Consider the following 13,550-nt stretch of genomic DNA (forward strand, 5'->3'; position numbering starts at 1 on the left):
CGAAGAGGGTAACGGATGCCTTCCATCCCAGACGGGCGCTATATGGCGGAGAGTGTGGGATTCGAACCCACGAGGACTGTCCCCAGCCCTGGGCGCTTTCAAGGCGCCTGCACTAGTCCACTATGCGAACTCTCCTGGTGACCACCGCCAACGATAGCGGGCGCGCCCTGCTGCCTTCGACCGCATATCCCGACTTCATGCCGCGGGCGATTCCTAGGGGGCGCGGTATCCGGGGATCGACGGCCAGCGGACGGTCATCACGATCGACTCCTCCTCGGCCTCCCAGGAGTGGTCGACGCCGCGTCCCCATACGACGTAGTCGCCCTGTTCCTTGAGGACGACGTCGCGTTCGGGGAACTCCAGGCGGAAGCGACCGCTGATGAGGACCAGGAGGGCGGTGCGCTTCTCGCCGTTCGTCCATTCGGCGCGGCGCTCACCTTGAGGATGCACGCCCCACTTGATCTCGACCTCCTCGCTGTGCCGGAGGTCGCCGGACGGCTTGAAGTGACCGAGCAGCCATCCGCGGTCGCCGGCCGCGTCCGGCCCCGCCTTCCCCACGTACACACCGTCCACGGACCGCAACGTTAGCGCGGACCGGATTTGTCGCGGACAGGACTCATCGCGGACGGGGTTCATCGCGGACGGGGTTGCGCGTGTGCGGCCCGGGACGCGCGTGACCACGATCCGGTTGCACTTGATCACGTTCCGTGACCCGATGTGGCCATCTGTGCCGTATGACGCTAAGCGCGTGGGGCCGCGGTGCGATGCTCGGGCGTCCTGCCAGGTCGCAGCGATTCGGAACGGGGGCCCCATGATCTTCGCCGTCTCTCCCGCAGAGCCCGCATAGGGGCGCCGTGCGCGAACTCGACCCGGGCGACCCCGTCCAACTCGGCAAGTTCCGGCTGCTCAAGGTGCTCGGCGCCGGGGGCATGGGGAAGGTCTTCCTGGGCCGGCACGTCAGCAGCGGGACGCCGGCCGCCGTGAAGATCCTGACCAATCCGCGGCTGCGGAACGACGAGGCCCGCCACCGGCTCCACCAGGAGATCCAGTCGTGCATGCGGGTCGGCCCCGAGCACACCGCGGCCGTCCAGGCGTGCGACGTGACCGACGATCCGCCCTGGCTGGCGATCGACTACCTGAAGGCGCCGACGCTGCAGGAGCTCGTCGCGCGGGAGGGGGCGCTGCCCGTCCGCACGGTGCGCTGGATGGCGGTGCGGCTGGCGACGACGCTGCTGGCCCTGCGCGACCTGTCGATCGTCCACCGGGACATCAAGCCGAGCAACATCATCATGGACGCGTCCGGGCCGAAGCTCATCGACTTCGGCATCGCGAAGGAGCTGGGCAGGTCGCCGGCGTTCACCAGCGGCCGCAAGGGGACGCCCGGCTACATGTCGCCGGAGCAGGCGATCGGCGGGGCGGCCCTCACGCACGCCACCGACATCTACTCGCTCGGGGTGACGATCGCGTTCACCGCCACCGGTCGCCATCCGCAGCTCGGGGCCAACGACATGATCGCCCGGGACGCGGCCGGGCGGGCCGTCTTCACCGGGCTGCCCGCCGAGCTGGCCGGCCTGGTCGCGCACTGCACGCACCAGCGGGCGAGCGAGCGGATCACCGCGGAGGGGATCATCGCGGCCGCGACGGAGGACGGCCCGCACACGCCCGCCGGCGAGGCGGGCGACACCGAGCGGCGCCGCGGCGCGCTGACCGCGCTGCCGAGCCGGGCGGGCAAGGTGCTGGGCGAGTACGCCGAACAGGCCACCGAGGCCCGGCCGCAGGCGCTGCAGCTGCCGGACGTGACGGTGCCGCACCGGGTGCCGTCGCCGCCGGCGGGCGCGGTGGAGCCGCGGTGGCGGGTCCGGCTCGGCGGCAACGGCTACTACGCCTCGCCGGTGCTCGCGGCGGGCGGCGCGGTGCTCGCGGGCGGCCAGGACGGGCTGGTCCGGGCGCTCGACCCGGCGGACGGGCGCGAGCTGTGGCGGTCCGGTCCCCACGGCCGTGTCGACCGGACGCCCGCGGTCCATCAGGCGAGCGTGTACTTCTCGACCGCGTCCGGGGACGTGTGGGCCCTGAACACGCGCGACGGCAGCGTCCGGTGGCGGGTCGTGCTCGCGCCGGCGGCCGGGTCCGCTCCCGCGGTCGCCGTGGAAGGGGGCGTCCTGGTCGTCGGCGACCACAACGGCGCCGTGCGCGCCCTGGACCTGGCCTCCGGCGCCGAGCGGTGGCGGTTCCGGGCCGAGGACGCCGTGGAGGGGCCGCCCGCCGTCCTCGGAGGGCTGGTGTACGTCGCTTCCTGGGACCATCACGTCTACGCCCTGCGCGCCGACAGCGGCGAGGAGGTCTGGCGGTACGACGCCGAAGCCGCGATCAGCTCTCCGCCCGCCGCGTCCGGCGGCCTGGTGCTGTGCGGGACGCTCGACGGAGCGGTGCACGCCGCCGACACCGTCCGGGGCCGCCGCCGCTGGACGTTCCAGACGGAGAAGGCGGTGCACTCCGCCCCGGCGGTGTCCGGGGACGTCGTCTACGTCGGCTCCGACGATCAGCACCTCTACGCGATCGACGTCGCGGACGGGCTCGGCATCTGGACGTTCGGCACGGGCGGCGCGGTCCGCTCGTCGCCCCTCGTGCACGGCGGCGCGGTGTACTTCGGCAGCCGCGACCACACCCTGTACGCGGTGGACGCGCGGTCGGGCCTGGAGCGGGGACGGTTCACCGCCGCCGGCTGGCTCGACTCCTCGCCCGTGACGGACGGCGCCGCCCTCTTCACCGGCGACTGGGAGCGCCACATCACCGCGATCGAGATGCGGTCGCTCGGCGCCGGGCGGACGGCATGAGCGCGGGCCGCCCGGATGAGGACTACCGGTTCGACCTGCTGGAGCCGCTGGGGTCCGGGACGCTCGGGGAGCGCTTCCGCGCCGTGGAGATGGCGACCGGCGACGAGGTCGTGTTCACCCGGCTGCACCGGCACTGGACGCGAGGCTGGCCGTCGGAGGAGCCGTTCCTGCGGACGGTGGAGCGGCTGTGCGCCGTCCGGAGCCTGTCCGTCGCCACGACCTTCGCCGGCGGGGTGGACGGCGAGGGCTGGTGGCTGACCACCGAGGACGTCCGCGGGACCCGGCTGGACCGGCTGATCCCCGACGGCGGGCCGATGCCGGAGCGGCAGGTGCTCCGGCTCGCGCACCAGATGGCGGCCGGGCTGGCGGTGCTGCACCGGCACTCCCTGCCGCACGGCGCCCTGGAGCCGGGCGCCGTCCTGCTGACCGAGGAGGGCCGCGTGGCGCTCACCGAGCACGGGCTGCTGCCGCTGCTGGCACGTGGGGCCGCACGGTTCGGGAACCTTCCGGCCGGGCACACGCTGCGCGGCGACCCCGCGTACATGTCGCCGGAGGTCGTGTCCGACGGGGGGCGCGGGCGTCCCTGGGACGACGTCTACTCGCTCGGCCTCGTGCTGCTGTACGCGTCGACGGGCGACCGCCCTTACGGAGACCTCGACATGCTGGCCACCGCGGCGCGGGTGCTGCGCGACGTGTCGCCCGTCGAGGCGCGGCTGCCCGCCCGGTCCCGCAAGCTGATCAACCGGTGCCTCCGCCCGCCGTTCTACCGGCCGGACGCGGCGCGCGTCGCGGCCAGGGCGGGGCGGTCCCGGGGGCGGTCCCGGCTCCGGTCCCGGCGGGCCGGCTCCGATCGGACGGGACGGCCCGCGCCTCCGGGACCGCACGCCGGCGCCGCGCCGGCCTCGCCGCCCGCGGAGCCGGCGCACACCGCGCAACCGGCACGGGCGTCCGCGCCCGGTCGCCCGGCGGCGTCCCTGCCCGCCCTCGGGCCCGGTCCGGGCCCGGCGTCGCGCGACCCGGATCCGCGGCCGTCCCGGCCGGGCGGCGCGGACTCCCCCGAGCCGCCGGTCGTCTACCGTCCGGCGATCGGTCCCGCCCTCACCGTGTCCGACGACGGTGAGGCGGTGCCCGGCCGCCGGTCCTGGATCTTCATGACCGGCGGCATGATCGACGCGTCGCCCGTCCTCATGCGGGGCCTGGTCCTGGTCACGAGCCTCGACGGGGTCCTCTACGCGCTCGACGCGGCGACCGGGCGGCTCCGCTGGCGGTACGAGACCGACGACATGATCGAGTCGGGGCCCGCCCCGCACGGGGACGTCGTCTACCTCGGCGGGCGCGACGGGGTGCTGCGCGCCCTCGATCCCGCGGACGGCACCCTCCTGCGCAGCCGCCGCGTCGGCGACATGCTCGGCTCCACCCCGGCCGTGGACGGCGACTCGCTCTGCGTCGGCACCGGGGACGGCGACCTCGTCGTCCTGGAGCACGATCTGCGGGTCCGGCATCGGGCCGCCGCGCACGACATCGTCGACTCGTCCCCCGCGCTGGCCGGGGGGCGGGCGTACGCGGGCACGTCCGGGGGCGTGCTCGCGGTGGACCGGGCCACCGGCAAGGCGCGCGTGTGGGCGGTGGGCGACACCGGCGGCTGCGATCCCGCCGCGGCGGACGGGACCGTCCACATCGGCACGGCGGCCGGCGAGGTGCTCGCCCTGGACGCCGGGACGGGACGGGTCCGCTGGTCGCTCGGCACCGGGGGCCCGCCGGTGGGCCGCCCCGCCGTGTCCGGCGGCGTCGTGTACGCGGGCAGCCGCGACCGCTGCCTGTACGCGATCAAGGCGGCGTCGGGCCGGGTGCTGTGGCGGCTGCCCACCGGCGGGCCGGTGACGGGCGGGGCGACCGTGCGGGGCGACTCGGTGTACCTCGGCAGCCGGGACGGGCGCCTGTACCGCGTCGCGCGGGCCACCGGGAGCGTCGGCTGGCGGTTCGACGCGGGCGGCTGGATCAACCGGTGCGCGCCCGCCGCCGGCGACGGCCTGGTCTACGCCGGAACCGCCGGCGGCCACCTGCACGCGGTCGACCTGCGCACCGGGCAGGGGATCGCCGCGCCGCCGCCGGAACTCGACGTCCGGCTGGAACTGTGACATCGAATCGGGAGCGACATGTACGAAGCCGAGATCAACCGGGCGACACCGACCTGCATGGTGTTCCTGCTCGATCAGTCCGCCTCGATGAAGGCGCGGATCGGCGGGGGCTCCGAGGCGAAGCAGCAGGTCGTCGCGGACTCGCTCAACCATCTGCTCGGCGAGCTGATCAACCGCTGCGTCCGGCAGGGCGACATCTACGACTTCTTCCACATCGGGGTGATCTCCTACGGGCGGACGGTCGGGCCCGCGCTCGGCGGCGCGCTCGGCGGCGGCCGGCTCGTCACCTCCAGCGAGCTGGCCCACCATCCGCTGCGGGTGGAGAACCGGCGGATCCGCAGGCCGGGCAACGGGGGCGGCTTCTACGAGTACGACGAGGAGGTGCCCATCTGGGTGGACGCGGCGGCGGAGGGCCTGACGCCGATGACGCGGGCGCTGGAGCAGACCCACGACCTGCTGAAGGCGTGGGTGGACGAGAATCCGCGCAGCTACCCGCCGATCGTCCTCAACATGACCGACGGGGAGGCGACGGACGGGGACCCGGCCCGGGCGGGCGAGCGGATCCGCTCCCTCACCACCCACGACGGCGGCGCGCTGCTGTTCAACCTGCACATCTCGTCGAAGGAGCTCGACCCGGTGCGGTTCCCCGCCGCCGACGGCGGCCTCCCGAAGAGCGGGCGCCGCCTGTTCGGGATGTCGAGCAGGCTGCCGGAGCGGATGCGGCTGTACGCCGACGCCGAGCTCGGCCTGGAGGTCAGCCAGGGCAGCCGCGGGTTCGTCTACAACGCCGACATCGCGTCCATCATCCATTTCCTGGACGTCGGGACGCGGCCCGTCTACCACCGGAACGGCGCGGCGTGACCGGCACGGTCACCGCCGTCGAGGGACGGGTGTCCGTCCTCGGCGTCGCGAAGGGCGCCCGGGACGCGGAGGGCATCGAGGACGCGTGCTGGCCGCCGGAGCCGGTGTCCGCGGCGGGCCCGGTCGTGCGGCTCGCCCTCGCCGACGGGGTGTCCGACAGCTACCGGCCGGGGCCGTGGGCGCGCGACCTCGTCCGGGCGTTCGGGACGCGCGCCCCGCTGCGCGCCACCACCGATCCCGCCGAGTTCGCCGAGGTGCTGCGGCGGCAGTGCGCGGCGTGGGCGCCGCGGCTGCGCGGCTACGTGCGGGACGAGCGGGAGGGGCGCCGCCTGCCGTGGTGGGAGAAGCGGAAGCTGCGGGCCGGTTCGGCGGCCACCGTCCTCGTCGTCTGCGTCTGCGGCGACGGAGTGTGGACCGCGGCGGCGCTGGGCGACACGTGCGTCTTCCACGTGAGCCGCGACGGCCGCGCCGCCCGTGCGTTCCCGCTGGACGACGCCGACGGCTTCGACTCGGCTCCCCCGACGGTCGCGAGCGCCGACACCGACTGGGCGACCGTGCGGCGGAACATCCGGCTGCACCAAGGGTCGTGGAGGTCCGGCGACCGGTTCTTCCTGGCCTCCGACGCGCTCGCCGAGTGGGCGCTCCAGCGGCACGCCCGCCACGGCGACCCGTGGCGGGAACTCGACGAGGCGGTCGACGCGGGGGACGCCGACGCGGGCGAGTTCGCGCGGTGGGTGGCGGAGCGGCGCACGGCGGGCGCCATGCGCGACGACGACGTCAGCGTGATCCGGCTGGTCCTGAAGTAGACCGATGAACGGCGACTCATTCTTCAGCGCGACGTCGTACATCGCGTCGTTCCAGAAGCCGGAGCGGTACCTGCGCGACCCGGAGCTGCGGGCGGGACGGGTGGAGCGCCCGCACGGCGGCCCGCTGCGGCCGATGGACGGCGGCGGGTTCGCCAGCGTCTTCCGGGTCGTCTCTGCGGACGGCCGCAAGAGCTGGGCGGTCAAGTGCTTCCTGCGCCCGACGGCGGAGCTGTCCGACCGGTACCGGGCGATCGAGGCGCGGCTCGCGGACGTCGGCGACTACTGGAAGGTCGGGTTCGGCTACGACCCGGAGGGGCTGTTCCACCTGCCGGAGAACCGGTGGGTGCCGGTGCTGAAGATGACCTGGGTCAACGGGACCCGGCTGATCCCCTGGCTGGAGGACAGGCTCGGGGACGCCGCGGCGCTGCGGCGGATGGCGTTGGAGTTCACGAACGTGATCGGGTCGCTGGAGCGGGCGGGGATCGCGCACGGCGACCTCCAGCACGGCAACATCATCGTCGTCGCGGGCGACCGGATCCGGCTCGTCGACTACGACGGCATGTACGTCCCGGCGCTGAAGGGGTTCCGGATGCCGGAGTGCGGCGTGCCGCACTACCAGCCGCCGGACCGGGGAGAGCGCGGCTACTTCGGCCCGGCCGCCGACCGGTTCTCCGCCCGGGTCATCCGGCTCGGGATCCGCGCGGTCGCCGCCGACCCGGGGCTGTGGGACCGCCTGCACGAGACCGACGGCGAGTACCTGATCCTGCGGAACACCGACTTCGCCGAGCCGGAACGGTCCGAGGCGCTCCGCCTGCTGCGCGGCAGCGGCGACCCGTGGGTCCGCGCGGAGACCGCGCAGCTGCTGCGGGACCTCACGACCGACCCCGAGCTCATCCCGTCCCTCAGCCCGCTGGACCTCGCCGGTCCGGTGCCGAGGGTGGCCGGGCTCCCGGTGTGGATGCGGACCGCCGGGCAGCAGGTGCCGTGGACGCCGGCCTCTCCGGACGTCACCGCGGCGGACGGGACACCGGTGTTCCAGGACGTTCCCGGCACCGCCGCCCCGGGCGGGCCCGCCACAGAGCACGGCGTTGAGCACGGCATTGAGCACGGCGCGGGACGTCCGGCCGCGGAGAGCCCGGTCCAGGAGCCGGAGGCGACCCCCCTGCCGGTCGATCCGCTCGCGGACGACACCGGGGAACATCTGCGGCACGGATACACGGTGGGCGGGACACCGGCGAAGTCGAGCGGAGGGGGAGGCGTCGCCGTGGCCGTGTGCCTCATCGCGGCCGTGGTGATCCTCGTGCTCTTCCTCATCTTCTGACCGGCCGGGCGGCCGAGTCAGGCGTCGCGGACCTGGTCGCGGTTGATGTTCTGCGTCATCCCGCCGGTGACGACCTGCCCGGCGACATCGGCGAAGCCGATGGTGATCCCGCTGCTCTCGCCCCGCATCGGGTTCCCGGTCGGCGACTCGGAGAAGATCCCCCGGTCGAGGATGCGTGTCAGCACCGGTTCCAGCTCGGGCTTCTCGCCGAGCAGCCCGCGCACCCGGGCGGTCACGGCCTCCAGGTACTCGGTCTCGACGTGCGGCGCGCCATAGTCGGGGTCTTCCCTCAGCCGCCTCTGCGTCGCACGCAGGTCGGCCTTCAGCGCCGCGGCGGCCTCGGGATCGTCCTCGGCCAGGGACTCGGCGAAGACGCGGAGCACCTGGTGCCAGACGTCCATGGTCATGGCGTCGAGCAGGGCCCTGCCCAGCGTCGCGGCCAGTGCGTCCATGATCAGCTCCCGCCCTCCTCGGCGCTTCCACCGTACGCGCCGTCCAGCCGGTCCAGCATCTCCTCCGCGGCGGCGCGCAGGTCCGCCATCGGCCCGGTCCGGTGGACGCGTGCGAGCCCGGCGGCCTCGGTCGCGGCCTCCCTCGCCTCCGGCGCCCGGCCGCTCAGCTCCAGGAAACGGGCGAGGTCCACCAGGCAACTCGCCAGCGGCACCGCGTACTCGCGCGGCGGCCCTTCTTCGAGCCCGCGGTACAGGGCCACCGCCGCACGAGCGCGCTCGGCCGCCTCGTCCAGCCGGCCGCGGTCGCCGAGGCGGCGGGCGAGATCCTCCAGCGCCGCCGCCGGACCGGCGGGGGCGGACAGGCGGCGTCCGCTGAGCCCGCTATAGATCTGCACAGCCTCTTGGACGGCTGCGAGCCCCTCGTCGCTCCCGGAAAGCAAGGCCCCGAGGAAGTGCAGGCCCTGCGCGAGGTTCTCCTCGTGGTTCTCCAGCCCCCCGGAGACCAGCTCACGGAAACCGAGCACGGCGTCGCGTGCGCTCACCGCCGCTTCGGTTCGCCTCCCGGTGACGGCTTGATGCCTGGCGAGGTTGAGAAGGCTCCGGGCCAGGGGACCGCTGAACACGCCGGGACGGCCCTGGACCAGACTCCGGTAGATGCTCGCCGCCTCGTGCGCGGCCACCAAGCCCTCCTCGAACCGGCTCTGGTTGCCCAGGAACGTCGAGTGGTTGTGCAGGCTCCGCGCGAGCAGCGCCAGGAAGGCGGTCGGCTGTTTCCGGCAGAGCCACCGGTAGATCGAGACGGCCTCGGCGGAGACGGCGATCGCCCCCGGCATCTCGCCCGTCAGCCCGCGCGTGATCGCGGACTTGCCCAGGCTGCCCGCGAGCGCGGACAGGAACGCGTCCGGACGGTCCTCCGCCAGTCCCCGGTAGATCGCCACGGCCTCCTCGACGACCCGCACCGACTCGCTGAACCGGCCCAGCTGGTTGAGCCGGTCTCCCAGGTTCGCGAGCGACATCGCGAGGTCCGCCGCGAACGCCGCCGGGTCGTCCGCCGCGAGCCGGCGGCGGATCCCGACGGCCTCCCTGATCACGTCCAGTCCGCCCTCGTGGTCGCCCAGCTCGGCCAGCCGCACGGACAGGTTGTTCAGCGCCGCCGCGAGGTCGGGGCGGTAGGCGTCCGGACGCTGATCGGCCAGCAACCGGTAGGCGGCCACCGCCTCCTGTACCGCAGCCAGCGACTCGCGCGAACGACCCAGCTCGCCCAGCTCGACCGAGTAGTTGTTCAGGGCCGCGGCGAGGTCGGCCCGGTAGGTCTCGGGGCGCTGCTCCGCCAGCGTCCGGTAGGAGGCGACGGCCTCCTCGATGGCGGCCGCCGCCTCGTCCCACCGGCCGAGCTCGCCGAGCCGCGTGGACAGGTTGTCCAGCGCCCCCGCGAGGCTGGCCTCGTACGCGCCGGGCACGGTCGCGGTCAGCCGCCGCTGCATCCGCACGGCCTCCATGGCGGACTCGGCGGCCTGCTCAGCCAGGCCCAGCTCCGCCTGCCGGAGCGACAGGTTGTGCAGCCCGGCGGCCAACGCCGGCAGGTGCGCGTCCGGCTCCTCGGCGTCCAACTCCCGGTGGATCGCCACCGCCTCCGCCACCGCGGCGAGGCCCTCCTCCAGCCGGCCGAGCGCGGCGAGCCGCGCGGACAGGTTGTTCAGCGCGGACGCGAGCTCGGCGCGGTAGGCGCCCGGACGCTCCCGGTAGAGCGCCACCGCCTCCTCGACGGCGGCCAGGCTCTCCTGGCGTCGGCCGAGCTCCGCCAGCGCGAGCGCCTGCGCGTTCAGCCCGGACGCGAGCTGGGCCCCGAACGCCTCCGGATGGTCGGCGGCGCGCCCGCGCAGCACCTCGACGCTCTCGACGAGCTGCCGCAGGCCCTCCTCGTGCCGGCCCATCCGCCCGAGATGGCCGGAGGAGATGGTCAGCGACTCCGCCAGCGCGTCCGCCGTGCCGGCGTCGCCGCGCTCGGCCGACAGCGTCCGGCGCAGCGCCACCGCCGACGCCGACGCCCGCTGCGCCTCCTCGTACATGCCGACGTTGGCGCGCCGCTCGCTGAGCCGCTCGTACAGGGCCGCCTGCCGCGCCGCGTCGCCGGCCGCCGCGGCGAGCCGGTCCGCGAACAGCCGCTCGGCGAGCACGGCGCCCGCGATGTCGAGGTCGATGCGGCGCTCGCGCGGCAGCCGCTCCTCGATCGCCGCGAGGACGGCCGGGTCGGTGTCCGGCGCCTCGGCGAGCCGGAGCAGCACCGCGCCGCCCGCCTCGACCGCCGGGTCGGGCCTCTCCCGCAGGTGGACGTTGAGGACGCGGGCCATCAACGGCCAGCGCCGCGCGGTCTCCACCAGCACGCCGACCGCGGCGGCGCCCCAGCGGCCGTGCAGCAGCGTGCGCAGCGCGCCGGTCATCCAAACGTCGTCCTGGATCATGAGGGCGAGGTAGTCCTCGGCGAGGCGGTCGGGGGAGACGGGCTGCAGGACGGTGTGCGGCCGGGCGGGCGGGTAGCAGTGCCGGTGGTCCCGCAGGGCGGTACTGGGCTCGCGAACCCCCAGCTCCCGGAGCAGGCGCTCGGCCTCGTCCTCCGGCACCGGGCCGATCAGCGAGGCGACGCACATGACCCGCTCCATCACGTTCGCCGTGGTGCCGATGGTGCCGTCGGCCAGCTCCCGTTCCCAGTAGTCGCGCTCCTCCGCCCGCAGCAGCGTGGCCGGGACCGCGGAGCGGCGATTCCGCCCTCCCCAGGACACGCGGGGATTCAGCACGGCGCTCAGGGCGGCCATCTGGACGGCGAGGACCTGCTCGAACGCCGGATCGTCGGCGAGCGGATGCGTGAAGGCGCCCACCGCGACGTCCGGACGGCCGAAGAGGTCCGCGAACCAGGCGACCGCCGTCAGGAACCCCTCGCGCCGCATCCGCCCGTCCCCCAGCAGGGACTCCAGCTCCATCGTGGCGGTCTCGACGCCGCCGTGCCCGAGCCGGCTCGCCAGCGCCACCCACCAGGCGCCCGCGGGACGGGCGATGAGGAGGACGCGCACCGTCCCCCACCTGCCCGACGCGCTCTCGCCGAGCATGTCCAGCAGGTCCTCGATCGGCCACGTCTCCGCGTAGTCCACGACGAGCAGCAGGCCCGCGGCATCGGGCTCGCCGGGCGGCGCGGCGTGCGGAGCGCCGCCCGGCGCGGACCGCTCGCCGTGCCGGGCCGCGAGCACCTGCCAGCCGTCCTGCCGTGACCGCCGGGCGAACTCGGCGGCCAGCCTCGTCTTGCCCTGCCCGCCCGGCCCGTGCAGCAGCAGCACGGTTCCCGCGTCCCCGTCGCGCCACGACCGGAGCCTGAGCAGCTCGTCCTCGCGTCCGGTGAAGGGGATGGACCGGCTGGCCGCCGCGAGCACCCTGCTCAGCGGCAGGCTCCACGGGTCCGCGATCTCCTCGGGCTCCGGCGGGTACGGGACGAGCGAGTAGGGAGGCGCGGGCTCGGCGGCCCCGGACCCGCCCCCGGTGTCCATGAGGACGGAGCGGTCGACGTTCAGCGGGATGGTGCGGAAGGGGACCCCGCCCTGGGTGACGAGGGTGAGGCACAGCTCGTCGCCCTGCGCGTCCAGCGCGTGCGCGACGAACGTCACCGGACCGTACGTGCCGCCGAAGCGGTGCACCACGAGGGTGGTGTCGCCGGCCGATTCCACCGCGAACCCCGTGCCGCCGTCGAGCATGCACCCGACGGCGTACTCCTCCTCGGGGTACGGCCACTCGTCCGGCGGCCCCTCGGTCTCCAGGTCGACGCTCACGCGGTAGCTGCCGCCCGGCTCGACGCGCGCGGGCCAGCTCACCACGGGCCGGAGCCTGACCGCGGGGGCGTCCGTCATGGCGAAGCCGCCCGAATCAGCCGGAGGGTGGTGTCCGGATGCCCGTAGTAGACGTACATGAAGCTCCAGAAGAACATCCTGTAGTCGTCCGGAGTACGGGTGTCCGGCCGGCCGGGCTCCGGCCGCATGCGCCGCGCGACGTCCGCCCGGTAATCGCGGAGGTAGCGGGCCAGGTTCTGGTCCCTCGCCGCCGCGTCCGCGACGAACTCCACCGCGAACTCGTGCGAGTGGTCGAGGTCGACATCTCCGAGCGTCGCGATGACGGCGCTCGCGCCCTCCCGGAGGAACTTCTGCGCGAAGCCGCGGGTGGGCGCCCGCAGATGCTCCCGGTCGTCGGTGATCGGACGGCCGGAGATGCACGCGTTGAGCAGGACGACCGCCCCGTTGCGCCGCAGCACGGGCAGCCGCCTCTCGATGAGCTCCTCCAGCACGACGCCGTTCAAAGTGAGGCGCTCGCCCGGCGCCCACTCCCCGTGGCAGCGGATCATGAGCAGGGAGAAGGCGAGCAGCTCCTCCTCCACCTCCAGCCGCCGGACCAGGTCCTTGATCGCCTGCTCCCGGCCGGCGACCTCGAAGTCGGCGTACACGTCGACGTCCGTGCGCATCGCCGCGTCCTCCATCATCAGGAGGCCGCCGTTCATCTCCCGCGGCGCCGCGCCGAGATGCCACTCCTGCGTGTCGTGCGGCAGGCTCGTCCAGCGGCTGACGGGGACGAGCGCGCCGAGCCAGCCGTCCGGCCCCGCCGCGCCGGGCGGCGGCTCGTACCGGAACAGCTCCCACGGGATCTCGTAACCCGTCACATCAAACACGATGAGCTGCGCCCCGGCGTTCATCAACAGGTCGCGCAGCCAGCAGTTCAGGGCGAACTGGTAGCCCGACCATTCCCCGATCCAGTGGAAGAGCCGCTTCCACTCCTCGTCGGGGACGTCGGCCTTCAGCCTGCTCAGCGCGAGCTCCGGGTGGGCCTGCTGCTTGTCCAGCGCGTCGCGGCCGTTGGCGCTCCGCACCTCGCCCCCGTGGTGGAAGTGCAACTCGAAGCTGCGCGGGCCGTAGGCGTTCGCCTTGACGCACAGCAGCGCGACGTCGGGCGAGAGTTCGTGGTCGAGCGGCACCCGCCGGGCGCCGAACGCCCCGGTCCGCTCGCCCAGCACGTTCGCGGCGGGCACGTCCGCGGCGCCGGACGCGTCCGGACGGGGGCTCGGCTCGGGCGGGCGGCCGCCGTCGGCGCCCAGGAACTCCCGCATC

The 13,550-nt window shown here is 74.6% G+C and carries 9 protein-coding genes and 1 tRNA gene; 5 read left to right on the forward strand and 5 right to left on the reverse strand.

Features of this window, described 5'->3' with window-relative positions; all coding sequences use genetic code 11:
* Positions 1-43: 43 nt before the first annotated feature.
* Together BM339_RS29090 and BM339_RS29095 are read right to left on the reverse strand one after the other, a co-directional pair.
* Positions 44-135: transfer RNA gene (locus BM339_RS29090), tRNA-Ser, on the reverse strand.
* Between the two features lie 78 nt (positions 136-213).
* Positions 214-573, reverse strand: a complete 360-nt coding sequence (locus BM339_RS29095; RefSeq protein WP_177287805.1) for a cupin domain-containing protein — start codon at positions 571-573, stop codon at positions 214-216.
* A 281-nt stretch (positions 574-854) separates the two neighbouring features.
* On the opposite strand from BM339_RS29095, the gene BM339_RS29100 reads away from it, so the two are divergent.
* The 5 genes from BM339_RS29100 to BM339_RS29120 are packed head-to-tail and all read left to right on the forward strand — an operon-like array spanning position 855 to position 7,960.
* Positions 855-2,834, forward strand: coding sequence for an outer membrane protein assembly factor BamB family protein (locus tag BM339_RS29100; RefSeq protein WP_075022901.1), 1,980 nt, complete (start codon positions 855-857; stop codon positions 2,832-2,834).
* Complete coding sequence (locus BM339_RS29105; protein WP_075022902.1) at positions 2,831-4,972, forward strand: outer membrane protein assembly factor BamB family protein; 2,142 nt, start codon at positions 2,831-2,833, stop codon at positions 4,970-4,972. The genes BM339_RS29100 and BM339_RS29105 overlap by 4 nt, the downstream gene beginning before the upstream one ends.
* A gap of 18 nt (positions 4,973-4,990) precedes the next feature.
* Positions 4,991-5,833: a vWA domain-containing protein gene (locus tag BM339_RS29110; protein ID WP_021598241.1), complete on the forward strand. Its 843-nt coding sequence runs from the start codon at positions 4,991-4,993 to the stop codon at positions 5,831-5,833.
* Positions 5,830-6,639 (forward strand): protein phosphatase 2C domain-containing protein, encoded by an 810-nt coding sequence (locus tag BM339_RS29115; protein ID WP_075022903.1) that lies wholly within the window; start codon positions 5,830-5,832, stop codon positions 6,637-6,639. The genes BM339_RS29110 and BM339_RS29115 overlap by 4 nt, the downstream gene beginning before the upstream one ends.
* Before the next feature lie 4 nt (positions 6,640-6,643).
* Positions 6,644-7,960: a protein kinase family protein gene (locus BM339_RS29120; protein ID WP_075022904.1), complete on the forward strand. Its 1,317-nt coding sequence runs from the start codon at positions 6,644-6,646 to the stop codon at positions 7,958-7,960.
* A gap of 17 nt (positions 7,961-7,977) precedes the next feature.
* Here the strand turns inward: BM339_RS29120 and BM339_RS29125 are convergent, their stop codons facing one another.
* The 3 genes from BM339_RS29125 to BM339_RS50140 are packed head-to-tail and all read right to left on the reverse strand — an operon-like array spanning position 7,978 to position 13,549.
* A complete protein-coding gene (locus BM339_RS29125; RefSeq protein WP_075022905.1) occupies positions 7,978-8,412 on the reverse strand; it encodes a hypothetical protein in 435 nt (144 codons plus the stop codon).
* Between the two features lie 2 nt (positions 8,413-8,414).
* Positions 8,415-12,305 (reverse strand): tetratricopeptide repeat protein, encoded by a 3,891-nt coding sequence (locus BM339_RS29130; RefSeq protein ID WP_075022906.1) that lies wholly within the window; start codon positions 12,303-12,305, stop codon positions 8,415-8,417.
* Positions 12,302-13,549: a CHAT domain-containing protein gene (locus BM339_RS50140; RefSeq protein ID WP_075022907.1), complete on the reverse strand. Its 1,248-nt coding sequence runs from the start codon at positions 13,547-13,549 to the stop codon at positions 12,302-12,304. Before BM339_RS50140 ends, BM339_RS29130 begins: the two co-directional genes overlap by 4 nt.
* Position 13,550 lies beyond the last annotated feature (1 nt).

Origin of the sequence: Actinomadura madurae (genome assembly GCF_900115095.1) — a bacterium.
Lineage (GTDB): Bacteria > Actinomycetota > Actinomycetes > Streptosporangiales > Streptosporangiaceae > Spirillospora > Spirillospora madurae.